At 68.0% G+C, this 22,431-nt stretch carries 21 protein-coding genes; 5 read left to right on the top strand and 16 right to left on the bottom strand.

Annotated elements, in window-relative coordinates:
* Positions 1-13: 13 nt before the first annotated feature.
* Together glpK and B0293_RS12570 are read right to left on the bottom strand one after the other, a co-directional pair.
* Entirely contained in the window at positions 14-1,555 is a 1,542-nt protein-coding gene (gene glpK / locus B0293_RS12565) for a glycerol kinase GlpK (RefSeq protein ID WP_005167726.1), read from the bottom strand.
* A 14-nt stretch (positions 1,556-1,569) separates the two neighbouring features.
* Complete coding sequence (locus tag B0293_RS12570) at positions 1,570-2,325, bottom strand: MIP/aquaporin family protein (RefSeq protein ID WP_005167725.1); 756 nt, start codon at positions 2,323-2,325, stop codon at positions 1,570-1,572.
* Positions 2,326-2,559: 234 nt separating this feature from the next.
* Here B0293_RS12570 and B0293_RS12575 point away from each other — a divergent pair, with 234 nt between their 5' ends.
* On the top strand, positions 2,560-4,299 hold the full coding sequence (locus tag B0293_RS12575; protein ID WP_005167724.1) for a glycerol-3-phosphate dehydrogenase/oxidase: 1,740 nt from the start codon (positions 2,560-2,562) through the stop codon (positions 4,297-4,299).
* Between the two features lie 98 nt (positions 4,300-4,397).
* Positions 4,398-5,861 (top strand): benzaldehyde dehydrogenase, encoded by a 1,464-nt coding sequence (locus tag B0293_RS12580; RefSeq protein ID WP_005167722.1) that lies wholly within the window; start codon positions 4,398-4,400, stop codon positions 5,859-5,861.
* Positions 5,862-5,958: 97 nt separating this feature from the next.
* Here B0293_RS12580 and B0293_RS12585 read toward each other — a convergent pair whose 3' ends face one another.
* The 5 genes from B0293_RS12585 to B0293_RS12605 all read right to left on the bottom strand — a co-directional run bounded on the left by B0293_RS12585 (position 5,959) and on the right by B0293_RS12605 (position 9,667).
* Positions 5,959-6,489, bottom strand: a complete 531-nt coding sequence (locus B0293_RS12585) for a GNAT family N-acetyltransferase (RefSeq protein ID WP_085939780.1) — start codon at positions 6,487-6,489, stop codon at positions 5,959-5,961.
* A 22-nt stretch (positions 6,490-6,511) separates the two neighbouring features.
* Entirely contained in the window at positions 6,512-6,889 is a 378-nt protein-coding gene (locus B0293_RS12590) for a DUF1707 SHOCT-like domain-containing protein (RefSeq protein WP_005167716.1), read from the bottom strand.
* Positions 6,890-6,930: 41 nt separating this feature from the next.
* Positions 6,931-7,395: a DUF1707 SHOCT-like domain-containing protein gene (locus B0293_RS12595; RefSeq protein WP_005167714.1), complete on the bottom strand. Its 465-nt coding sequence runs from the start codon at positions 7,393-7,395 to the stop codon at positions 6,931-6,933.
* Between the two features lie 46 nt (positions 7,396-7,441).
* Positions 7,442-9,232 carry an acetyl/propionyl/methylcrotonyl-CoA carboxylase subunit alpha gene (locus B0293_RS12600; protein ID WP_005167712.1) on the bottom strand — a complete coding sequence of 597 codons (1,791 nt, stop codon included), beginning with the start codon at positions 9,230-9,232 and terminating at the stop codon, positions 7,442-7,444.
* A gap of 150 nt (positions 9,233-9,382) precedes the next feature.
* Positions 9,383-9,667, bottom strand: a complete 285-nt coding sequence (locus tag B0293_RS12605; RefSeq protein ID WP_005167711.1) for an SAV_915 family protein — start codon at positions 9,665-9,667, stop codon at positions 9,383-9,385.
* An 83-nt stretch (positions 9,668-9,750) separates the two neighbouring features.
* Between B0293_RS12605 and B0293_RS12610 the strand changes: the two genes are divergently transcribed.
* Positions 9,751-10,437 (top strand): hypothetical protein, encoded by a 687-nt coding sequence (locus B0293_RS12610; protein WP_005167710.1) that lies wholly within the window; start codon positions 9,751-9,753, stop codon positions 10,435-10,437.
* A 371-nt stretch (positions 10,438-10,808) separates the two neighbouring features.
* On the opposite strand, the gene B0293_RS12615 is transcribed toward B0293_RS12610, so the two are convergent.
* Entirely contained in the window at positions 10,809-12,173 is a 1,365-nt protein-coding gene (locus B0293_RS12615; protein ID WP_005167707.1) for a dicarboxylate/amino acid:cation symporter, read from the bottom strand.
* 100 nt (positions 12,174-12,273) lie between these two features.
* Positions 12,274-12,903, bottom strand: a complete 630-nt coding sequence (locus B0293_RS12620) for a Maf family protein (RefSeq protein ID WP_039919906.1) — start codon at positions 12,901-12,903, stop codon at positions 12,274-12,276.
* A 166-nt stretch (positions 12,904-13,069) separates the two neighbouring features.
* On the opposite strand from B0293_RS12620, the gene B0293_RS12625 reads away from it, so the two are divergent.
* Positions 13,070-14,875 (top strand): glycoside hydrolase family 3 protein, encoded by a 1,806-nt coding sequence (locus B0293_RS12625; RefSeq protein WP_005167703.1) that lies wholly within the window; start codon positions 13,070-13,072, stop codon positions 14,873-14,875.
* A gap of 58 nt (positions 14,876-14,933) precedes the next feature.
* On the opposite strand, the gene B0293_RS12630 is transcribed toward B0293_RS12625, so the two are convergent.
* Both B0293_RS12630 and B0293_RS12635 read right to left on the bottom strand, forming a co-directional pair.
* A complete protein-coding gene (locus B0293_RS12630; protein ID WP_005167702.1) occupies positions 14,934-16,547 on the bottom strand; it encodes a DHA2 family efflux MFS transporter permease subunit in 1,614 nt (537 codons plus the stop codon).
* On the bottom strand, positions 16,528-17,154 hold the full coding sequence (locus tag B0293_RS12635; RefSeq protein WP_005167700.1) for a PadR family transcriptional regulator: 627 nt from the start codon (positions 17,152-17,154) through the stop codon (positions 16,528-16,530). Before B0293_RS12635 ends, B0293_RS12630 begins: the two co-directional genes overlap by 20 nt.
* A gap of 162 nt (positions 17,155-17,316) precedes the next feature.
* On the opposite strand from B0293_RS12635, the gene B0293_RS12640 reads away from it, so the two are divergent.
* Positions 17,317-18,696: a serine hydrolase domain-containing protein gene (locus tag B0293_RS12640; protein ID WP_005167698.1), complete on the top strand. Its 1,380-nt coding sequence runs from the start codon at positions 17,317-17,319 to the stop codon at positions 18,694-18,696.
* On the opposite strand, the gene B0293_RS12645 is transcribed toward B0293_RS12640, so the two are convergent.
* The 5 genes from B0293_RS12645 to B0293_RS12665 all read right to left on the bottom strand — a co-directional run bounded on the left by B0293_RS12645 (position 18,693) and on the right by B0293_RS12665 (position 22,234).
* Positions 18,693-19,013 carry a hypothetical protein gene (locus tag B0293_RS12645; RefSeq protein WP_005167696.1) on the bottom strand — a complete coding sequence of 107 codons (321 nt, stop codon included), beginning with the start codon at positions 19,011-19,013 and terminating at the stop codon, positions 18,693-18,695. The two genes, B0293_RS12640 and B0293_RS12645, sit on opposite strands and share 4 nt — an antisense overlap.
* The gene (locus tag B0293_RS12650; protein WP_005167695.1) at positions 19,010-19,219 is read right to left on the bottom strand and encodes a DUF397 domain-containing protein; all 210 of its coding nucleotides are present in this window, start codon (positions 19,217-19,219) and stop codon (positions 19,010-19,012) included. The genes B0293_RS12645 and B0293_RS12650 overlap by 4 nt, the downstream gene beginning before the upstream one ends.
* A gap of 197 nt (positions 19,220-19,416) precedes the next feature.
* Positions 19,417-20,250 (bottom strand): helix-turn-helix domain-containing protein, encoded by an 834-nt coding sequence (locus B0293_RS12655; RefSeq protein ID WP_039919902.1) that lies wholly within the window; start codon positions 20,248-20,250, stop codon positions 19,417-19,419.
* 131 nt (positions 20,251-20,381) lie between these two features.
* Entirely contained in the window at positions 20,382-20,600 is a 219-nt protein-coding gene (locus tag B0293_RS12660) for an acyl-CoA carboxylase subunit epsilon (RefSeq protein ID WP_005167691.1), read from the bottom strand.
* Entirely contained in the window at positions 20,597-22,234 is a 1,638-nt protein-coding gene (locus B0293_RS12665; protein ID WP_005167690.1) for an acyl-CoA carboxylase subunit beta, read from the bottom strand. Before B0293_RS12665 ends, B0293_RS12660 begins: the two co-directional genes overlap by 4 nt.
* Positions 22,235-22,431 lie beyond the last annotated feature (197 nt).

Below are 22,431 nucleotides of genomic sequence, written 5' to 3' on the forward strand. Positions count from 1 at the left end.
TCATGTACTTCTGTCAGTCTTCGCCCTCGACCCAGTCGAAGGTCTTCGTGACGGCCTTCTTCCAGTTGCGGTACTCGGATTCGCGGCGGGCCTCGTCCATCGACGGGTCCCACTGCTTGTCCTGCGCCCAGTTGTTGCGGATGTCGTCCTCGCTCTTCCAGAAACCCACCGCGAGACCGGCCGCGTAGGCCGCGCCCAGCGCGGTGGTCTCGTTGACCACCGGGCGGATCACGGGCACGCCGAGGATGTCGGCCTGGAACTGCATGAGCAGCTCGTTGACGACCATGCCGCCGTCGACCTTCAACGACTTCAGCGGGACACCGGAGTCGGCGTTCATCGCGTCGATCACCTCGCGCGACTGGAACGCCGTCGCCTCCAGGACCGCCCGCGAGATGTGTCCCTTGTTGACGAACCGGGTGAGGCCGACGATCGCGCCGCGGGCGTCGGAGCGCCAGTACGGCGCGAAGAGGCCCGAGAACGCCGGCACGAAGTACGCGCCACCGTTGTCCTCGACGGTGCGGGCGTGCTGCTCGACCTCGGCCGCGGAGCCGATCAGGCCGAGGTTGTCCCGCAGCCACTGCACGAGCGAACCGGTGACCGCGATCGACCCTTCGAGCGCGTACACCGTGTCGTTCGAGCCGATCTTGTAGCAGACCGTGGTGAGCAGGCCGTTGTCCGACATGACCTTCTCGGTGCCCGTGTTGAGCAGCATGAAGTTGCCGGTGCCGTAGGTGTTCTTCGCTTCACCCGGCGAAAGGCACGCCTGCCCGAAGGTCGCCGCCTGCTGGTCGCCCAGGATGCCCGAGATCGGGACCCCGGCCAGCGCGCCCTTCTCGCGGACCTTGCCGTAGGTCTCCGAGGACGACCGGATCTCCGGCAGCATCGACAGCGGGATCGTCATCTCTTCGGCGATCTCGGCGTCCCAGGCCAGCGTGTCGAGGTCCATCAGCATGGTCCGCGACGCGTTGGTCGGGTCGGTGACGTGCACGCCGCCGTCGACCCCGCCGGTCATGTTCCACAGCACCCAGGTGTCCATGTTGCCGAAGATCAGGTCGCCCGCTTCGGCCCGCGCGCGGGCGCCGTCAACGTTGTCGAGGATCCACTTGATCTTCGGTCCGGAGAAGTAGGTCGCCAGCGGCAGGCCCACCTTCGCCCGGTAGCGCTCCTGCCCGGAGCCAAGCCAGTCGGCGCCTGAGACAGGACCCAGCGCGCCCAGGTCGCTGACGATCTTGTCGGTGCGGGTGTCCTGCCAGACGATCGCGTTGTACACCGGCTTGCCGGTGGTGCGGTCCCACACCAGCGTGGTCTCGCGCTGGTTGGTGATGCCGACCGCGACGATGTCGCCGGCGACCAGGTCGCCCTTGGCGAGCGCGCCCGCCGCGACGGCCCGCGTGTTCTCCCAGATCTCCTCGGCGTCGTGCTCGACCCAGCCCGCCTTCGGGAAGATCTGCTCGTGCTCCCGCTGGTCGACGGCGACCACGCGGCCGGAGTGGTCGAAGATCATGCAGCGGGTCGACGTGGTGCCCTGGTCGATCGCGGCTACGTACGAAGTCATCGAAAACTCCAGTCTCAGGTGAGGTTGTGGACGGCGAGGAACAGCAAGGCGGCCAGGGCACCGCCGACCAGCGGGCCGACGACCGGGACCCAGGAGTAGCCCCAGTTCGGGTTGGCCTTGTTCTTGATGGGCAGCAGGAACGCGTACGCGATGCGGGGGCCGAGGTCTCGGGCCGGGTTGATGGCGTAACCGGTCGGGCCACCGAGGGACTGGCCGATGACCAGCACGACGAACGCTACACCCGCGTAACCCAGCGCGGAGTTCCCGAAGTTCGGCGTGCCGCCCTCACCCGAGGCGTTGGCGTAGACCGGGCTGAGCAGGATCCACGCGACCAGCACGAAGGTGCCGATGATCTCGGTGACCAGGTTCCACGTCTTGTTCGGGATCTGCGGCGCGGTCGAGAAGATGCCGAGCGTCTCGTCCCGGTTGGGGTGGTCGTCGAACTGCAGTTTGTAGGTGGCCCAGCAGAGGACGGCACCGAGGATCGCGCCGATCATCTGCCCGGCGATGTAGATCGGGACGTCGCCCCATTCGATCTTGTCGGCGATGGCGAGGCCCAGCGTGACCGCCGGGTTGAGGTGCGCGCCGCTCGGCGCGGCGATGCTGGCACCGGTGAACACCGCGAACGCCCACCCGAGGGTGATCATCACGACGCCACCGTTGTGGCCGTTGTTCTTCCGCAACACGTGGTTGGCGACCACGCCGTTACCCAACAGGATCAGGACCGCCGTTCCCAGCAACTCCCAGACGAATATGGCTCCCACACTCACCGCTGACCTCCACTTTGGACTTTCCGCGCAGGGTCGAACACGGTGTGCTACGGCGCCCTTGCCGACCCACGTTCGTGGCACGTTACCGTCGCGTATTTGTTCCTTCCAGGCGTCGCGGGGAGCAATCCTTTCAAGATCGACGAGGGTTACGCCACACGTGTCACCCGCATAACGGACCCGTCGTGGCCGATCGTGCGATGCTGGAGCCACAGCGGCACCAAGGAGGAATGTCACGTGGCAAGCTCTCAGCGCGAAGCCGAAAACAGCCCCGCCAGGCTGGGACCGCTCAAGCGGGAAGAGTCGTGGCAGCGGCTGGGTGCGGACAAGTTCGACCTCGTCGTCATCGGTGGCGGAGTGGTCGGCGCGGGCACCGCGCTCGACGCCGCCACGCGCGGTCTTCGGGTCGCCCTCGTCGAAGCGCGTGACCTCGCCTCGGGCACGTCGAGCCGGTCCAGCAAGCTCTTCCACGGCGGGCTCCGTTACCTCGAACAGCTGGAATTCGGTCTGGTGCGGGAAGCTCTGCGTGAACGCGAGCTGATGCTGACGACGATCGCGCCGCATCTGGTGAAGCCGGTCAGCTTCCTGTACCCGCTGACACACCGGATCTGGGAGCGTCCGTACACCGCGGCCGGCCTGCTGATGTACGACACGATGGGCGGCGCGCGGTCGGTCCCCGGCCAGAAACACCTGAGCCGCGCGGGCGCGCTGCGGATGGTCCCGGCGCTGAAGCGGTCCGCGTTGATCGGCGGGATCCGTTACTACGACGCGCAATCCGACGACGCGCGGCACACGATGACCGTCGCCCGCACCGCCGCCCACTACGGCGCCGTGGTGCGCACCTCCACCCAGGTGGTCGGTTTCCTCCGCGAGGCGGACCGCATTTCCGGCGTCCGCGTGCGCGACGTCGAGGACGGCCGCGAGACCGAGATCCACGCGTCCGCGGTGGTCAACTGCACCGGAGTGTGGACCGATGAGCTGCAACGGCTTTCCGGTGGCCGAGGCCGGTTCCGCGTCCGCGCGAGCAAGGGCGTGCACATCGTCGTCCCGCGCGACCGGATCGTCTCGGAATCGGGCATGATCCTGCGCACCGAGAAGTCCGTGCTGTTCGTCATCCCGTGGCGCAACCACTGGATCGTCGGGACCACCGACACCGACTGGAACCTCGACCTCGCGCATCCCGCCGCGACGAAGCACGACATCGACTACCTCCTCGAACACGTCAACACCGTGCTCGCGACACCGCTGACGCACGACGACATCGAAGGGGTCTACGCGGGGCTCCGGCCTTTGCTCGCAGGGGAAAGCGAAGAGACGTCGAAGCTTTCGCGTGAGCACGCCGTCGCGCGGGTCGCGCCGGGACTGGTCGCGATCGCGGGCGGCAAGTACACGACGTACCGGGTGATGGCGGCCGACGCCGTCGACGCCGCGGCCGTCGACCTGCCCGGCAGGCCGCAGTCGTCCATCACGGACAAGGTGCCGCTGCTGGGCGCCGACGGTTACCACGCGCTGGTGAACCAGGCCGACCACCTGGCTTCCGAGCACGGACTGCACCCGTACCGCGTCCGTCACCTGCTCGACCGCTACGGCTCGATGGTGCACGAGGTCCTCGCGCTCGGCGAAGGACGGCCGGAACTGTTGAAGCCGCTGGAGCACGCTCCGGACTACCTCGGTGTCGAGGTCGTTTACGCGGCCAGCCACGAGGGCGCGCTGCACCTGGAAGATGTCTTGGCGCGCCGGACGCGGATCTCGATCGAGTACGCGCACCGCGGCGTCGACTGCGCGGCTCAGGTCGCGACGCTGGTCGGTGAAGTGCTCGGCTGGTCGAAGGATCAGGAGAAGCGCGAGGTCGAGGTGTACACGGCGCGGGTCGACGCGGAGCGGGAGTCGCAGTCGCAGCCGAGCGACGAGGCCGCCGACGCGTTGCGCTCGGCCGCGCCGGAAGCCCGGACGGGGATCATCGAACCGGTGAGTTGATCGTTCCTGCCGGGTGGTGTGCCACGCGCGCAAGGATCGTTGCCTGATCGAGTGAATCTGGCATAGCGTCGGCCCTCCCCGACCTGGAAGGTGGCGCAGTGGTTTTTCTCGACTCGTCGACGTGGACGGACCGGATCTTCGCCGGAGGCTCGTGGGTTCCCGGTACCGGCGGCACCCGCGAGGTCGCCGAGCCCGCGACGGGCGCGGTCTTGGGAAGCATCGGGATCGCCTCGGCCGAGGACGCCGCGAAAGCGGCCGAAACCGCGGCCGAGGCGCAGCGAGCCTGGGCGGCGACCCCGCACGTCCAGCGTGCCGCCGTGCTGCGCAAGGCGGCGCGGCTGTGGTCCGAGTACGCCGACGAGATCCGCTGGTGGAACGTCCGCGAGGTCGGCGCCGTGCCGGGCGTGGCGGGCTTTTCGCTGCACGTCGCGGAGCAGGAGTGCTACGAGGCGGCGGCGTTGCCCGGCCGTCCGTACGGCGAACTGCTGCCGAGTGAGGAACCGCGCCTTTCGATGGCGCGTCGCGTCCCGGCCGGTGTCGTGGCGGTGATCTCGCCGTTCAACATGCCGATCATCCTCGGCATCCGTTCGGTGGCCCCGGCGCTCGCGCTGGGCAACGCGGTCATCCTGAAGCCGGACCCGCGCACCGCCGTCACCGGCGGCGTGGTGCTCGCGCGGATCTTCGAGGAAGCGGGCCTGCCGCCGGGTGTGCTGCAGATGCTGCCGGGCGGCGCGGACGTCGGCGAGACGCTGGTGACGCATCCGGCGGTCCGGGTCATCTCGTTCACCGGGTCGACCGGTGCCGGGCGCAAGGTCGGCGAACTCGCCGGAAAGCATCTGAAGCGGGCGCATCTGGAGCTGGGCGGGAACTCCGCGCTCATCGTGCTCGACGACGCGGACGTCGACGAAGCCGCCGGGGTCGCCGCGTTCGGGTCCTTCTTCCACCAGGGCCAGATCTGCATGACCACCGGGCGGCACCTGGTGCACGAGCGGCTCTACGACGACTTCGTCGAGCGGCTGGCGGCGAAGGCGGCCGCGTTGCGGGTCGGCGACCCGGCGCGGGACGAGGTCGCGCTCGGGCCGATCATCGACGCCGGGCAGCGGGACAAGATCCACGAGCTGGTCACGGCCAGCGTCTCGGCGGGGGCGCGGGTCGCCGCCGGCGCCGAATACGACCGGCTGTTCTACTCCGCGACGGTGCTCGCCGACGTGCCGCCGACGGCGCCCGCGGTCGCCGAGGAGATCTTCGGCCCGGTCGCGCCGGTCGTGCGGTTCTCCGACGCGGAGGAGGCCGTCCGCCTGGCGACGGCGAGCGAATACGGGCTCTCGCTGGGGATCGTCACACGCGATGTCCTCAAAGGACTGGAGCTGGCCGACCGCGTCCCGACCGGGATCGTGCACATCAACGACCAGACCGTCAGCGACGAGGCGAACAGCCCCTTCGGCGGCGTCGCCGCTTCGGGCACCGGAAGCCGCTTCGGTGGCGCGGCGGCGAACATCGAGGCCTTCACCGAGACCCGCTGGGTCACCGTCCGGAACCCACCCCCGACCTACCCCTTCTGACGACCCACGCATTTCGTCCTCTGAATGCGGTGGTTCGTGACGCGTACTACCGCATTCAGAGGACGAAATGCGTCGCGATTAGCCCGCTAAACGCAGGTCAGGCGGTGCGGCGCCAGCGGATGAGGCGTTCCCCGGTCGGGGCCGGGTCCAGCTCGGGCCCGACCAGGGTGAACCCGCATTTGCGGGCGACCGAGGCCGAGACCTCGTTCGTCTCCTCGTAGCGGTAGCTGACCTCGCGCAGGCCGAGCCCGCCGAAACCGAAGCGCAGGGCGGCGTTGAGCGCGGTGCTCGCGACCCCCTTGCCCCGCGACGCCGCGCGCACCCAGACCGACGCCTCCGCGTACCCGGTGTCGAGATCGAGATCCCGCAGGCCGACCTCGCCCAGCAGATCCCCGGTCGTCGGCTCGGCGACCGCCCAGGAGCAGCGTTCGTCGCCTGCCCACTGCGCCGCGCGCAACGCGACGTACTCGGTCGCCTCGGCGAGGTCCCGCAGGCGGTAGTTCAGGACGTACTTGCGATGCGTCGGGTCGGCGAAGGCCGCGACCAGCGCCGGACGGTCGTCGAGTGCCTTGTCCGCCCGCAGTTGCCGCAGGTAGTACTCGCCCGCGTTGATCTCCACCGGTTCCACCCTTCGAGGGTAACCGGCCGGTTCAGCGACGGCGGCTCATGATCAGCGCGACCGCCAGCGGGAGCAGGAAGACCAGGAACGTCCCGCGGGTGAAGAAGAACACCGCGATCGCGACCGCCGCGGCGATCGGCACGGCGCTGGCGGCCAGCCATTTCGACGGCGGCCGGTCGTCGTTCTTCGCGGACGCCTGCGCGACGCCGGGCATCGGCGGCAAGGGGAGCAGGGCGCTGGGGCGGGGCGAGGGCAGGTCCGTGAACAGCGGTTCCAGTTCACTCGCCATCCGCGCGGCGCTGACCTTGGCCGATCGCGAACCGAACTCGTCGAGGTCGAGTCTGCCGGTGCGGACGTGCTCTTCCAGCGCTTCGAGCGCGTCTTGGCGCTCGGCGTCGCTCAGCCGCATGTCCGGTCTCTCGGCACTCACGTCCCGAGTCTACGGGCGGATCAGCCGTCCAGTTCCCGTCGACGCCGCTTCTCGAGCTTCTTGTGGGCGTTCTCCCAGCCTTTGCCCCAGAGACCTTCGCCTGCGACGCTGATCCCGATCGGGATGGCGATCAACCACCAGCTGGCACCGGTGCCGATGATGAACACGATGGTGGCGATGAAGAGGATCGGCAGCAGCGCGCCCATCACCCGCTGCATCGGCGAGATGCCCGCGAACGGCGACACCGGTTTCTCCGGTTCGCTCACGGCCTTCTTGGGCACGTCGAACACCGGATGCGGTTCGGGCAGGTCGACGAAGACCTCGGACAGTTCACCGCGCGTCTTGGCCGCGGTGATCCGGGCGGACCGCTCACCGAACTCGTCGATGTCTATCCTGCCCACGCTCATGTGCTCGCCGAGCGCGGTCAGTGCGGACTCACGATCCTGATCACTGATCCGCAGCTCCGGAGACGGGACCTCATTCACCCTTTCGAGGATAGGCCGAGCGAGGCCCCGTCACCCACGACATTCGTCAGTCTTTCAGCTCGAACAGCTGCGTTCCCTGCGTCACGGCGGCGCCGACCTCGACCGAAAGGCCGGTGACGGTGCCCGCCTTGTGCGCGGTGACCGGGTTCTCCATCTTCATCGCTTCGAGCACGACGACCAGTTCGCCCGCCTCGACCTGCTGGCCCTCTTCGACGGCGACCTTGACGATGGTGCCCTGCATCGGCGCGGTGACCGCGTCGCCGCTCACCGCGGCCTTGGTGCCGCCCGCGCGCTTGCGCGGCTTGGCCTTGACCGCCGTCCCGCCGCCACCGGCGTCGAGCGAGAAGCCGCCGGGCAGCGACACTTCGAGACGACGTCCGCCGACCTCGACGACGACGTTCTGGCGGGGCTGCTCTTCTTCGGCCTCCGCGGCTTCGGGCGCGACGAACGGCTCGATCTTGTTCTCGAACTCGGTCTCGATCCAGCGGGTGTGCACGCTGAAACCGTTCTCGTCACCGATGAAGGCCGGGTCGTCCACGATCACGCGGTGGAACGGCAGGACCGTCGCCATCCCGTCGGCGACCATCTCGGCCAGTGCCCGTCGGCTGCGCTCGAGCGCGTTCTGCCGGTCCGAACCGGTGACGATCAGCTTCGCGAGCATCGAGTCGAACTGGCCGCCGATGACGCTGCCGGACTCGACCCCCGAGTCGACCCGGACGCCCGGACCGCTCGGCGCGACGAACTTCGTCACGGTGCCGGGCGCGGGCAGGAAGCCGCGGCCCGCGTCCTCGCCGTTGATGCGGAATTCGATCGAGTGGCCCCGGGGTTCCGGGTCCTCGGTGATGCGCAGCTTCTCGCCGCGCGCGATGCGGAACATCTCGCGCACGAGGTCGAGGCCAGTGGTCTCCTCGGACACCGGGTGCTCGACCTGCAGCCGCGTGTTGACCTCGAGGAACGAGATCGTGCCGTCGACGGCGACGAGGTACTCGACGGTGCCGGCGCCGTAGTAACCGGCTTCCTTGCAGATCGCCTTCGCGGACTCGTGGATGCGCTTGCGCTGCTCGTCGGTCAGGTACGGCGCGGGCGCCTCCTCGACCAGCTTCTGGTGGCGGCGCTGCAGCGAGCAGTCGCGGGTGCCGACGACGATGGCGTTGCCGTGCTGGTCGGCGAGGACCTGGGCCTCGACGTGACGCGGCTTGTCCAGGTAGCGCTCGACGAAGCATTCGCCGCGGCCGAAGGCGGAGATCGCCTCACGCGTCGCGGATTCGAAGAGCTCCGGGATCTCCTCGCGGGTGCGGGCGACCTTCAGGCCTCGGCCGCCACCGCCGAACGCCGCCTTGATCGCGACCGGCAGGCCGTGCTCGTCGGCGAACGCGACGATCTCGTCGGCGTTCTTGGCGGGGTCCTTCGTGCCGGGCACGAGCGGGGCCCCGGCGCGCAGCGCGATGTGGCGCGCGGTGACCTTGTCGCCGAGGTCGCGGATGGCCTGCGGGCTCGGCCCGATCCAGGTCAGCCCGGCGTCGATCACCGCCTGCGCGAAGTCCGCGTTCTCGGACAGGAACCCGTAGCCGGGGTGGACCGAGTCCGCGCCCGACCGCTTGGCGGCGTCGAGCAGCTTGTCGAAGACGAGGTAGCTCTCGGCCGCGGTGGTGCCGCCGAGAGCGAAGGCCTCGTCGGCGAGGCGGACATGGGGTGCGTCACGATCCGGATCGGCGTAGACGGCCACGCTGGTCAGCCCGGCGTCCTTCGCCGCCCTGATCACCCGTACCGCGATCTCCCCGCGGTTCGCGATCAGGATCTTGGTCACCGGACCACCTGTGCCGGCCTGCTCGGTCACGCCGTACCTCCTGCATTCGCACGTCGGGCCGCCCCGATGCGGCTCCGCAGCAGTTTACGGAAGTTCCCGCCCCGATTAATGAGAGCAAGGCCACCCGGTGACATCCGTTTATATCAGCGTCGCGAGGTGCCGCAGTTCTTCTATCAGGCTTTACACGAGTGCGTCGCGGTGCCGCAGTTCTTCCGGAAGGTCGGAATCCAGCACGATCAGGTCGTACGGCTGGGTCTGGTAGATCCGGCCGAGGTGCTCCGCCTTGACCAGGGCCCACGGCTGGTGCGGACCGCAGCATTCGACCAGGCGCTGCACCGAACTGAAGGCGACCAACGCCATACGGCCGTCCTTGGTCGCGCGGAGTTCGATCTCGGCACTCGTGAAGTCCTTCGGCTTTTTCGCCGTGGGGAGGAACAGGGCGTTGGGCAGTCCGGGGTTCGTCACAGGGACAACATAGACGTGCACTCTCCGCTAGATCACTTACGCTCTCGGATATGCGGACTCAGGAAGCGCGGGCGTCGCGATCCGTGCTGTTCACCGCGCTGCTGGCGGTGGTGGTGACAGCGGGCGTGATCGTGGCCGTCATCCTGCTCCGCCCGCAGGCCTCGACGCCCGGTGGAGCGCCTGGTGCCTACCCAGTGCCCGAACCCGGCCCCGCCACCCCCGGAGTCAACTGCGGTCACTCGGCCTGCCGGGAGATCGGCGCGATGACCGTCGGCGGGGTGCCCGTCGTGCTGCTGGCCGACGAAGCGGGGAAGCAGGGCGTGGTCAAGATCGGCGCCGACACGGTGATCCCGTTGATCATCAACGACATGGGGGTCACCCTCAAGGGCGATTCTTTGCGCTGCGTCGACGGCGCGACGCCGGTCTGCCTGGTGCGCGGTGAAGTGGGCGGCGGTGCGGCGGGCGAACTGTTCGTCGCGCGCGGCGAGATCTGGCGGGACACCGGGAAGCCGTACTTCTCCGACGCCGGAACGGTCGCGCTGAGCGACGTGACCGCCGACGGGGTCGCGGACGTCATCGTCGTACGGCACGAATGCCCCGGCGCGCAGTCCGGATCGGCGCGGTGCGCGGCGGCGCCGGTACTCGCGGAGGTCTACGACGTCGGCCGCGGCTCGGTGGGCTGCACGCGGCGGTACACCTCGCCCTCGGAGCTGAGGGGGTGGCCGGACGTGCGGCTGACGAAGGCCGACCTGCGGCCCTGCCCCTCCTGAGGCGCTCGGAGCGATAGCAAAGGACCCTTGCTCACGTTAGTTAGCGTGCTAAACAACGATAGCAAGGGACCCTTGCTATCGCCTCTCTTAATGTTGAGAGAAGCGATAGCAAAGGACCCTTGCTATCGCCTGGGGCGCTCCGGCTCGGGTGCAAGTCCGTGAAGGCCTCCTTGCCTACCCTCAAGGTAGTGAAGGAGGCCTTCACGGACCCTGGGTCCCTCAAGGAGTCCTTCACGGACAGCCGGATCGCCCCAAGGACCTCAGGCGCACCAGGAACCTCAGTGCCCACGCGTCACAGCGGCCCAAGTACATGAAGGCCCCCTTCCTTGCGATAGGCGCAAGGAAGGGGGCCTTCATGTACCAACAAGGACTCAGGCCCCAGCAGTGGCCGGTTCCTTCTCGGAGGAGACGGCCGCTTCGCCGTTGTCGGTGGGCGAAGGGTCCGTAGGCGAGTTGAGCACGTCGTCGTCCAGCAGGCCTTCGCCGCGGGCGACGACGACCGGCACGACGATCTGGCCTGCGACGTTGGTCGCGGTCCGGATCATGTCCATGATCGGGTTCACCGAGTAGATCAGCGCGATCCCGAGCGCCACCTGCTGCGCGTCGAGCCCGATGAACGCGGTGGTCAGGGTCAGCGCGGTCAGCCAGCCGGTGGTGCCCGCGGTGGCCAGCGCGCCGAGCACGGCGACCACGACGATCCCGAGGTACTGCCAGAAGTTCAGCGAGACACCGGACAGGTTCGCGATGAAGATGGCGCCGATCGCGGGGAACACCGCGGCGCAGCCGTCCATCTTCGTGGCGCTGCCCAGAGGGGTCGCGAAGGCGGCGTACGCGGGCTGGACGCCCAGGTTCACAGCGGACTGCCGGGTCAGAGGCAGCGTCGCGGCCGAGGACTGCGAAGCGAACGCGAACTGGATCGCCGTGCCCGCCTTCGAGAAGAACTTCAGCGGGCTGACCTTCGCCACGAACTGGAGCAGGATCGGGTAGACCACCAGAAGCACCACGAAGCAGCCGACGTACACCGCGAGAGTGGTGGTGAGCAGCGGCTTGAACAGGGCGTCACCGTAGTTCGCGACCGCGGCGCCGATCAGGCCGATGATGCCGATCGGGGCGAGCCGGACGATCCAGCCGAGGTAGCGCTGGATGATCTCGAAGACGCTGGTGGTGAAGTCGACGAACGGCTTGGCCTTGTCGCCGAGGCTGTAGGCCGCCGCACCGATGAGCACGGCGAGGAACAGCACCTGCAGCGTCGAGCCCTCGGTGAAGGCGGTGAAGAAGTTCTTCGGCAGGAAGCCCTCGATGAAGGCGCTCCAGGAGCCCCAGTTGTCGACACTCTTGGTGGCCTTGTCGGCGTTCTTCGCGGTCGCCGCGACACCTTCGCCGAGACCGCCGCTGCCCGGGTTGAACAGCTTCGCGACGGCGATGCCGATCAGCGACGCGATGAACGAGGTGATCGCGAACCACAGGACGGTCTTGCCGCCCAGTCGGGCGGCCTTCTTGCCGCCGCCGAGGTTGCGGAGGCTGTTGATGCCGACCACGATCGCCGTGAAGACCAGCGGGATCACCGCGATCTGCAGCAACGTCGTGAAGATCGTGCCGATCTGGTCGAGGAGGTCGGTCAGCCAGCTCGCCTCGGTCGTCCTGGCGAGGACGCCGAGCAGGGCGCCCACGACGAGCGAGCCGAGGACAGCCGCCGCGAAGACCCTTGGCCTGGTGTAGGTCCGAATGAAAGACACGGGGCGACTCCGGTGCGTGAAAGTTTCCTGATTGGCCGAACGTGAAGAACGTTCGGCGAACCAGGACTCTTCCGGATCACCCGATCGTGTGGGAGCTGTCTCAGGATGCGGGACGTGTCCAAAGATCGATGACGCTCACGCCGACCTCGGTCAGCAAACGCCGGGTCAGCGGCAGGCTGATCCCGATGACGCTGGAGAAATCGCCGTCGATTCCCTCGATGAACCAGCCGCCGCGGCCGTCCAGCGTGAAGCCGCCGGCCACCTGAAGCGGCTCGCCGGACGCGATGTACGCCTCGATCTCTTCCTGTGAAGGTGTGCCGAAACGAACAGTGGTGCCTTCGGTTCCGGAGGCTTCCTTCGTCCTCTCGCCGTTCTCGACGCGGATGATCGAGTGGCCGGTGAGAAGTTCACCGGTCTTGCCCGCCATCGACGCCCAGCGTTCGCGCGCGGCTTCCGGCGTGAGCGGCTTGCCGACCATCTCGCCGTCGATCGACAGCATCGAATCGCAGCCCGCGATGACCATGTCGGCGTGCGTTCCGGCGAGCGTCTCGTACACGGCTTCGGCCTTCGCGACGGCGAGCGCGCGGACCAGCTCGACCGGGGCCGGATCGGTCAGGGACGCGGCCACCGCGTCCTCGTCGACGCCGGAGACGACGACGCTCGGATCGAAGCCGGCGGAACGCAGGACGCCGAGGCGGGCGGGGGACTGGGAAGCGAGGACGAAACGCACCATCGGAAGGTACTCGACGGTCCTCCGTTGCCCGATTGTGACCTGGAACACCCGAACGTGCGGTTAGTTTGTTGTGGCGCGCAACATATGGATTGTTCGAGCTACGGAGGAACCAATGTCGCCCCGCCTCCGCGTCAGAAGATCACTTCGCACGACGCAAACCACAGTGCTCGCAGGCCTGCTCGTGGCCGGTTCGGCCCTCGCGCCGATGGCGTCGGCCAGTCCGGCGCCGCTGTACAAGAACCCGCACGCTTCGACGTCCGCGCGGGTGAACGACCTGCTCAAGCGGATGAGCCTCGACGACAAGATCGGCCAGATGACGCAGGCCGAACGCGGCGCGGTCACCCCCGACCAGGCCGCCGCGCTCAAACTGGGGTCCCTGTTGTCCGGCGGTGGATCGGTGCCCGCCAGCAACACGCCGAACGGTTGGGCCGACATGGTCGACTCGTACCAGAAGGCCGCGGTTTCCACACCGCTCGGCATTCCCACGCTCTACGGCGTCGACGCCGTGCACGGCCACAACAACGTCTACGGCGCGACGATCTTCCCGCACAACATCGGTCTCGGTGCCGCCAACAATCCGCGCCTGGTCGAGAAGATCGGTCGCGCGACGGCGCTGGAAGTCGCCGGAACCGGTCCGCAGTGGGACTTCTCGCCGTGCGTATGCGTCGCCCGCGACGATCGCTGGGGCCGGACTTACGAATCCTTCGGCGAATCACCGCGTGACGCCATCGTCAACGCGTCGGCCATCACCGGCCTCCAAGGGCGCAGGCTGGGCGAGAAGCCGGGTTCGGTGCTCGCGACGGCGAAGCACTACATCGGCGACGGCGGCACGACGAACGGCGTCGACCAGGGCGACACCGAGATCAGCGAACGCGAACTGCGCCAGATCCATCTGCCGCCGTTCCGCGAGGCGATCGACCGCGGCGTCGGCTCGGTGATGATCTCGTTCTCCAGCTTCCAGGGAGTGCGCATGCACGCCCAGAAGTACCTGATCACCGACGTCCTCAAGAAGGAACTGCGGTTCCGGGGACTGGTGATCTCCGACTACAACGCGATCAACCAGATCGACGGCAAGGAAGGCTTCACCCCCGAGGAGGTGCGGCTTTCGGTCAACGCGGGCATCGACATGTTCATGGTCCCGTGGGACGCGCCGCAGTTCCTCTCCTACCTCAAGGCCGAGGTCGAGGCGGGCCGTGTCTCGCGCGACCGGATCGACGACGCGAACCGCCGCATCCTGGCGGAGAAGTTCGAGCTCGGCCTGTTCGAGCATCCGTACACCGACCGCTCGCTCCAGAAGACGTTCGGCGGCAAGCAACATCGCGAACTGGCCCGGCAGGCCGTCCGTGAATCCCAGGTACTGCTGAAGAACGACGGTGTGCTGCCACTGGCGAAGAAGGACAACAAGATCTTCGTCGCGGGCAAGAACGCGAACGACATCGGCAACCAGGCGGGCGGCTGGACGCTCACCTGGCAGGGCCAGAGCGGCCCGGTCATCCCGGGCACCACCATCCTCGACGGCCTGAAATCGGGCGCCGGGAAGGGAACCACGGTGACCTATGACCGTGCGGGTAACGGAATCGACAAGAGCTATCAGGTCGCGGTCGCCGTGGTGGGCGAAACGCCATACGCCGAGGGGCAGGGAGACCGTCCGAACGGCTTCGGGCTCGACGCCGAGGACCTCGCCACGATCGCCAAGCTGAAGGCTTCCGGGGTCCCGGTCGTCGTGGTGACCGTTTCCGGCCGCCCGCTCGACATCGCCGCGCAACTGCCGGGCTTCGACGGGCTCGTCGCCGCGTGGCTCCCCGGTAGCGAAGGCGCCGGTGTCGCCGATGTCCTTTACGGCGACTACAACCCGACCGGGAAGCTGACGTTCAGCTGGCCGGCCAGTGCGGCGCAGGAGCCGGTGAACGTCGGTGACGGCAAGAAGGCGCTGTACCCGTACGGCTACGGCCTGCGGTACCGCCGCTAGGAGCTCGTGAGTGGTAAGGACGGTTCTAACCGTCCTTACCACTCACGAGGCCCTGAGATCAGGCGGCGCTGACAGCGGGCTCGGGAGCCGGAGCCTGAGGGGCCCGCGGAACCGGACGACGCATCGTGAGCGCGGCCAGCACGCCCAGCAGCAGTACCGCCGCCGGAAGCAGCAAGGTCACCCTGGCCGCGTTGGTGAGTCCATTGTGGACGGCTTCGAGCGCGAGCCGCTGTGCCTGCTCGGCGACACCGGAAGGCAGGCCGGGCATCGTCGCGGGGCCGGAAGACCCGAACTCCCCGGTCGATCCCGCGGCTTTCGCGATACCTTCGGCGAACGGCGCCCGGTACTGCTCCGGCAACGCGTTCGCGGCGGTCGCCGCCTCGTCGGCGATCGAAACGCCGATCCGCGCTTGCAGCAGCACACCGACCGCCGCGCTGCCGAGCACGCCGCCGACCTGGCGGGCGGTGTTGAAGATCCCCGACGCGGTCCCGATGAACCGCGGTTCGACCGAACTGATCGTCAGGTTGCTCATCGGCGCGAAAATGAACCCGATCCCGACACCCGCCACCAGCAGGGCCGGCGTCAGCGCCCACGCGTTCGCGTCCGCACGGGCGATCAGCGCCACCAGTGCCATCCCCGCGGCCAGCGCGGTGAGCCCGATGATCAGCAGGATCTTGCCGTTGAGCTTGTCCGACGCGCGGCCGACGAACGGCCCGATCATGCCCGCCAGCAACGACATCGGCGCGAACAGCAGACCGGACATCGTCGGCGTCTCGCCCAGTACGGCCTGGATGTAGATCACCAGCGGCAGGAACATGCCGGTCATCGCGAAACCGACGGTGACCGAGGTCAGCGTCCCGGCCGAGAAGTTGCGGTTCCCGAAAACACTCAGCGGGAGAAGCGGTTCCTTGCGGTTGTACCGTTGCCACACCACGAAGGCGACCAGCAGGGCGACCCCGAAGCCGATGATCTCGAACACGGTGATCGGCCCGAACACCCGGCCCCAGTCGTAATGCTGTCCATTTTGGACGCCGTAGACGATGAAGAACAGCCCCGCGCCGGACAGCAGGATTCCCGGTACGTCGAAGGAATGCGAGTGCTTCGGCTGCCAGTCCGGCACCTTGAGCAGCGCCAGCGCCAGCGCGACCACGCCGACCGGCAGGTTGACGAAGAAGATCCACTCCCAGCCGAGGTGGTCGACGAGCACCCCGCCGAGCAGCGGCCCGACGATGGCCGCGATCCCGGCGACCCCGCTCCAGAGGCCCATCGCGGGGCCGCGCTTCGACGGCGGGAACAGGTGACTGATGAACGCCAGCGTCTGCGGCGTCATCAGCGCGGCGCCGAGACCCTGCACCGCGCGGGCCGCGATGAGCATCTCGACCGAGCCGGACAGGCCGCACCACAACGAGGCCAGCGTGAACACCACGAGCCCGGCCAGATAGACGCGCTTCGGCCCGAAGCGGTCACCGAGACGGCTGGCGAACAGCATCGGCACCGCGTAGGTGAGCAGGTAGACGCTGATCACCCAGACGATGGCGTTCAGCCCGGCGCCGAGCTCGCGCAGCATCGCGGGAATCGCGGTCGAGACGATCGTGGTGTCCAGCAGGATCATGAAGAAACCCAGGCACAGCGCGGAAAGCGCGGCCCAGGGGTTAGCTTGTCTTGCGTTCATCGCTGTCTTCCTCGGTGACCAGGTTCAGGTGTGGCTTGCAGTGGCCCTGGAACCCGATACGGCCGGATTCCAGGTCTTCGACCAGTTTTCGGGTCCACTCGAGCTCGAAGGCCCGTCGCGCGGTGGCGTAGGACCAGTCGAGCCAATAGACCTCGGGGAGCTTGTGCTCGTTGACCAGGTTTTCGAGAACGACCTGGTCGGAGGCGACGGCGGCCTGGAGCCGCAGCACGCGGTGCTTGAGCTGGGTGATCGACATCTCCGGGCCCAGTTCGTCGATGACGGCGAGCGCGCTGAGGTACTCGGGGTACTCCTCGGCGGGGGTGCCCAGCATGTCCTGCGCGCGGTCGACGAACTCGTCGCGACCGGCCTCGGTCATCGCGTACACGGTGCGCTCGGGGCGTTTCCCGTCCCGTTGTGTCTCGACGGCTTCGACGAAACCGTTCTGTACCAAGCGATCCACCGTGTGGTAGAGCGACCCGGCCTTCACTTTGACGCGGGTGCTGACGTAGCGCTCCTTCATCAGCTGCGCCATCTCATAGGGATGCATGGCCCGCTCGTGAAGGAGTTCCAGCACCGCCATGGCGAGCGGGGTGAGCTTCGCGGCCATGCATGGTCCTCTCGGGAGATTCCGTATCGATTATTCCGCGTGGACTATATGGCACGGCTCGAGCCGTCTTCAAGTGATTCCCGGTCTTGCGCACGCTGGTCGCAGATGCGTACAGTGTTCGCAAGACGAGAACGACGTACTCACCGAAACGAGGGAAGACGCATGACGAACACCGTGACCTGGGACGCTGCTCGCTGGCAGGCCAGGCTGGACGAGCTTCGCGCCGCCCACCACGTGCCGGGCGCGGTGCTCGCCGTGCTGGTGGGTGACGAGATCCACGAGCTCGCGAGCGGCGTCCTGCACCGCGGGACCGGGGTCGAGACGACGACCGATTCCGTGTTCCAGCTCGGTTCGATCGCCAAGGTCTACACCGCCACCCTGATCATGCGGCTGGCGGAAACGGGCAAGCTGGACCTCGACGCGCCGGTCGTCGAGGTGCTGCCGGAGTTCGAGACGATCGATCCCGACGCGACCGGGACGATCACCACCCGGCGGCTGCTGAGCCACCTGAGCGGTCTCACCTGCGATTTCACCCTCGACACCGGGCGGGGTGACGACTGCATCGCCCGCTTCGTCGAGGCGAGCAAGGGCATCGCGATGGACTGCCCGCCGGGGACCGCGGTCTCCTACAGCAGCGTCGGCTACCAGGTGCTCGGCCGGATCGCCGAGGTGCTGACCGGTCTGACCTGGGATCAGGCGCTGAAGGACCTGGTCTTCGCGCCGCTCGGGCTGAAGCAGTCGATGACCCTGCCCGAGGAGGCGCTGAGTTTCCGCGCGGCGATGAGTCATCTCGGCGAACCGGGGCAGGATCCGGAGCCCGCGTCCGCCTGGGATCTGATGCCGCGTTCGGCGGGACCGGGCGCGCGGGTCATCGCCTCCGCCGGCGACGTCGTCCGGCTCGCGCGGATGCATCTCGACGGGGGTCTCGCGCCGGACGGGACCCGAGTCCTGGCACCGGAAACGGTCGAGGCCATGCAGCGCAGGGAAACCGACGTCCCCGACAAGTGGACGGTCAGCGCCGACGGCTGGGGGCTCGGCTGGACGCTCTACGACTGGGACGGCACACCCGGCTTCGGCCACGACGGCGCGGCCATCGGGCAGTACGCGTACCTGCGGGTGATTCCGTCGGCGGGCGTGGCCGTCGCGCTGGTGACCAACGGCGGCGGCGCACGGCAGCTCTACGCGGCCCTGTTCCGGGAACTGCTCGGCGAGATCGCCGACGTCCGGATCCCCGAGGCCTTCGCACCGCCCGCCGAACCGCCGGCTGTGGACATGACGCGGTTCGCGGGTGTCTACCGCAGGGAAGGCGTGGTCATCACAGTGACCGAAGACCTGAAGCTGAGGTACGAATTCGTCGGCGGGATGGCGGATTACTCGCCGCCGCTGGACATGGACCTGGTGCCCGTCACGGGCACTGTCTTCGCGGCGGCAGGGGCCGGGCCGTCGTTCAGCGAAGACTGGATGCCTGTGGTGTTCTCGACGCTTTCGACCGGCACCGAGTGTGTCTACATCGGGATGCGTGCCGCGCCGAAGGACGCCTAGTTCAGCGGTCTCGGACCGATTTCGCGTTCGAGGAAGCGGTGGTACTCGATGGCCGCCACGGAATTCTCGAGCTGTTCGAACGTCGGCGCGGGGAGCGCGCCGTTGAAGACGATCGTCAGGCTCTTCCTAGGGATGTTGATGACGTACGGATCGACGCCGAGTTCTTCGCAGTACTCGCGCAGGACGGCGGTCCAATGGTCCAGGTCCTCGTGCTCGCCGAGGTGCTCCCACCGGGCGACGATCCAGTTGCCGTTGATCAGCTGGCCCGCCATCTCCCGCGGATGGTGGACCATGTACGGCTCGGCGACGTCGTTCATCGTCCGAGGTGATCGAGGAGTGCGGCGAACGACGCGGCCGGGAGCACCAGGATCGGCCGGGTCTCGTCCGGCAGCGCCCACTGCTTGGTGTCCCGGATGCCGACGAGGCCGGGCGCGCCGCCCACCTCGACACAGGCGTTCTCTTCCCAGTGCGTGTAGGTCGACTTGTGCCAACCGGTCATGTTCTCGTGCCATGTGGTGGTCATAGGAGGGCCTTTCCCCAGTGACTGTTTCGGCAAGTAGACGGGTTGCGGCGCAGCAAGGTTGGCGAGATCGGGTGATCTGTCCCGAATGGTCGGTGAACGGCTCGGCCGATCGCGTTCGGCGCACGAAAAGGGACCTTCACCGACAGCCGCTTTACTCACGATGCACCGTCAGGGTGCATAGCGCAAAGGGTCTTTGGTCACTGAAGTGGTTCGACCGCGAGCTTTCGGTAGTCGGCCGCGATCCGCGTCAGATGCGAGCAGGCGATGTCGTCGTAAGTGGCGTAGCGCTCGACTTCGGCGAAGTTCTTTTCGTAGTCGGCGACTTCGCGTTCGTCCGTGACGAGCGCCGTGGCCGTCTGGGTCCCGAGGAGCACCGCGCGCGAGTCGTAGATGTCGAAACCGTGGAGGACGGGGACCGACACCGCCGTGGTCCACGGGATCACGCCCAGCCGCACCCGGCCCCGGCACGACAGCTCGATGAGGTGACCGAGCTGAGCCAGCATGGTCTCCGCCCCGCCCATGTTCCAGCGCAGCGCGCCTTCGGTCACCACGAAGTGGAACTCGCGGTCGGAGTCGAGGATCCGCTGGCGCTCCAGCCGGGCGTCGATCGTCTGGTCGCGTTCGGCGTCCGGCAGGGAGTCGCCGAACAGCGCGGTGATGTAGGCGCGGGTCTGGAGCAGGCCGAACACGATGGTCGGCTGGAAACTCCGGATGCGGGCGGACGCCGTCTCGATCTTGCCGATGCGTTGCTGCATCCGCCAGGCGCCGCGCTGGAAGACGACGCGGGCGGACGACGCCTCCTCGCGGAGGTCCCGGGTGATCGCGACCAGTTCCCGCCGGATCTTCGCGGGCGCGCGGTAGGCGCGGCACAGCGCGACGACCTGCTCCTCGGTCGGCATGAACGCGCCGGTCTCGACGCGGGAGACCTTGGACTGGCTGAGGCTCGTGAGCCTGGCCGCCTCGGTTCCGGACAACCCGGCGGCCTTGCGCAGACGGCGCAATTCGGCGGAAAGCTGGTCTTGGTTCGTCACGCACGGCTTTCTGGGGCGATCGCGGTTACCGAAGACCTGGCGAACCGGACGAGCCGGACTCGCCAGATCAGCAACGATAGCCCGCGAAAGCCCGTTCCGCGCGGTCCGAGAGAGCGCCCTTTCGGCCAGTTTCAGCGAGGAAGGGCCGAAGCCCGCCAAGCTCCTTCGCCGGGGGCGAGCGGGGCCCGCACCAGCGAGGCCTTGTCCGCCCACCAGGAGTTCCGCTTCGGCGCCGGTTCCGGTGCCCGAGCACTCGCCGCCGCCGCGACGACGGCGGTGAGCGCGGCGAGTTCGACGTCGCTCGGATCGCCCTTCACGACCCGCAGCAGCGGGGTTTCCGGCGCGCTCACAGCGGGATGTTCCCGTGCTTCTTGGGCGGCAGCGTCTCCCGTTTGCCCTGGAGCAGCGAGAGCGCCTTCGCGATGTGGCCGCGGGTGTGCGCGGGCACGATCACCGAGTCGACGTAACCGCGCTCGGCCGCCGCGTACGGGTTCAAGAGCGTGTCTTCGTACTCCTGGATCAGCTCGGCGCGCAACGCGTCGACGTCCTTGCCGTCGGCGGCGGCCGCGGCGAGCGTCTTGCGGTGCACGATGTTCGCCGCGCCCTGCGCGCCCATGACCGCGACCTGCGCCGTCGGCCAGGCCAGGTTGACGTCCGCTCCGAGGTGCTTCGACCCCATGACGTCGTACGCGCCGCCGTAGGCCTTGCGGGTGATTACGGTGACGAGCGGGACGGTCGCTTCGGCGTAGGCGTAGATCAGCTTCGCGCCGCGCCGGATGATGCCGTTCCACTCCTGGTCGGTGCCGGGCAGGAAGCCCGGGACGTCGACGAAGGTCAGCACCGGGATGTTGAACGCGTCGCAGGTGCGCACGAACCGCGCGGCCTTCTCGGAAGCGTCGATGTCGAGGCAGCCGGCGAACTGGGTGGGCTGGTTCGCCACGATGCCGACGCTGCGTCCGTCCACCCGGCCGAAGCCGACCAGGATGTTGGGCGCGAACAGCTCGTGCACCTCGAGGAAGTCGCCGTCGTCGACGATGCGGTTGATGACCTCGTGCATGTCGTACGGCTGGTTCGGCGAGTCCGGGATCAGCGTGTCGAGCTCGCGGTCGGATTCGGTGACGTCGTCGAAGAATCCGGGCTTGGGTGCGTCGGTCTCGAACAGCGGAGCCTCGGACAGGTTATTGGCCGGGAGGAACGAAAGCAGTTCCTTGACGTAGGCGATCGCGTCGTCGTCGTCCGAACCGAGGTAGTGCGCGACACCCGAACGGGTGTTGTGCGTGCGCCCGCCGCCGAGTTCCTCGAAGGAGACCTCCTCGCCGGTCACGGTCTTCACGACGTCGGGGCCGGTGATGAACATGTGCGAGGTCTTGTCGACCATCACCACGAAGTCGGTCAGCGCGGGGGAGTAGACGTGCCCGCCCGCGTTCGCGCCCATGATCAGCGAGATCTGCGGGATGACGCCGGACGCCTTGACGTTGCGGTTGAAGATCTCGCCGTACAGCCCGAGCGAGACGACGCCTTCCTGGATGCGCGCGCCGCCGCCCTCGTTGATGCCGATGATCGGGCGGCCGGTCTTGATCGCCAAGTCCATCACCTTGACGATCTTTTCGCCGTACACCTCGCCGAGCGAGCCGCCGAAGACGGTGACGTCCTGGCTGAACACGCACACCGGGCGGCCGTCGACGGTGCCGTAGCCGGTGACGACGCCGTCGCCGTAGGGCCGGTTCTTCTCCTGACCGAAGTTGACCGAGCGGTGCTTCGCCAGCTCGTCCAGTTCGACGAACGAGCCTTCGTCCAGCAGCAGGTCGATCCGTTCGCGGGCGGTCTTCTTGCCCTTGGCGTGCTGTTTCTCCACCGCCCTCGCGGAACCCGCGTGCACCGCCTCGTCGTACCGGCGGTACAGGTCGGCCAGCTTGCCGGCCGTGGTGTGGATGTCCGGTTCGTTCTCGGGCGGCGTCCCGAGCGGCTCCGTCGCACTGCTCATGAAACCGCAGCCTAGCTACTCGACGGTCACTTCGCGTGTGGCGTAGGCAACGTCCTTCGCCGGAGGGAGGCGGGTAGGGGGAGGTGAGCGGCGCGGACCCAGCTCGGTACAGGTGGTCGTGAGTGGTAAGTGTCGTTCTAACGACACTTACCACTCACGACCACCCCGACCGACGCCCATCCGCCATGCCCCACCCT

It is taken from the genome of Amycolatopsis azurea DSM 43854, from assembly GCF_001995215.1.
Taxonomy (GTDB): Bacteria; Actinomycetota; Actinomycetes; order Mycobacteriales; family Pseudonocardiaceae; genus Amycolatopsis; species Amycolatopsis azurea.

What these genes read in the sequence shown, in the direction of transcription:
- B0293_RS12630 (WP_005167702.1), bottom strand. Translation starts at nt 16,547, where the DNA reads ATGAACGCAAGACAAGCTAACCCCTGGGCCGCGCTTTCCGCGCTGTGC.
- B0293_RS12635 (WP_005167700.1), bottom strand. Translation starts at nt 17,154, where the DNA reads ATGGCCGCGAAGCTCACCCCGCTCGCCATGGCGGTGCTGGAACTCCTT.
- B0293_RS12640 (WP_005167698.1), top strand. Translation starts at nt 17,317, where the DNA reads ATGACGAACACCGTGACCTGGGACGCTGCTCGCTGGCAGGCCAGGCTG.
- B0293_RS12665 (WP_005167690.1), bottom strand. Translation starts at nt 22,234, where the DNA reads ATGAGCAGTGCGACGGAGCCGCTCGGGACGCCGCCCGAGAACGAACCG.
- B0293_RS12590 (WP_005167716.1), bottom strand. Translation starts at nt 6,889, where the DNA reads ATGCGGCTGAGCGACGCCGAGCGCCAAGACGCGCTCGAAGCGCTGGAA.
- glpK (WP_005167726.1), bottom strand. Translation starts at nt 1,555, where the DNA reads ATGACTTCGTACGTAGCCGCGATCGACCAGGGCACCACGTCGACCCGC.
- B0293_RS12645 (WP_005167696.1), bottom strand. Translation starts at nt 19,013, where the DNA reads ATGAACGACGTCGCCGAGCCGTACATGGTCCACCATCCGCGGGAGATG.
- B0293_RS12650 (WP_005167695.1), bottom strand. Translation starts at nt 19,219, where the DNA reads ATGACCACCACATGGCACGAGAACATGACCGGTTGGCACAAGTCGACC.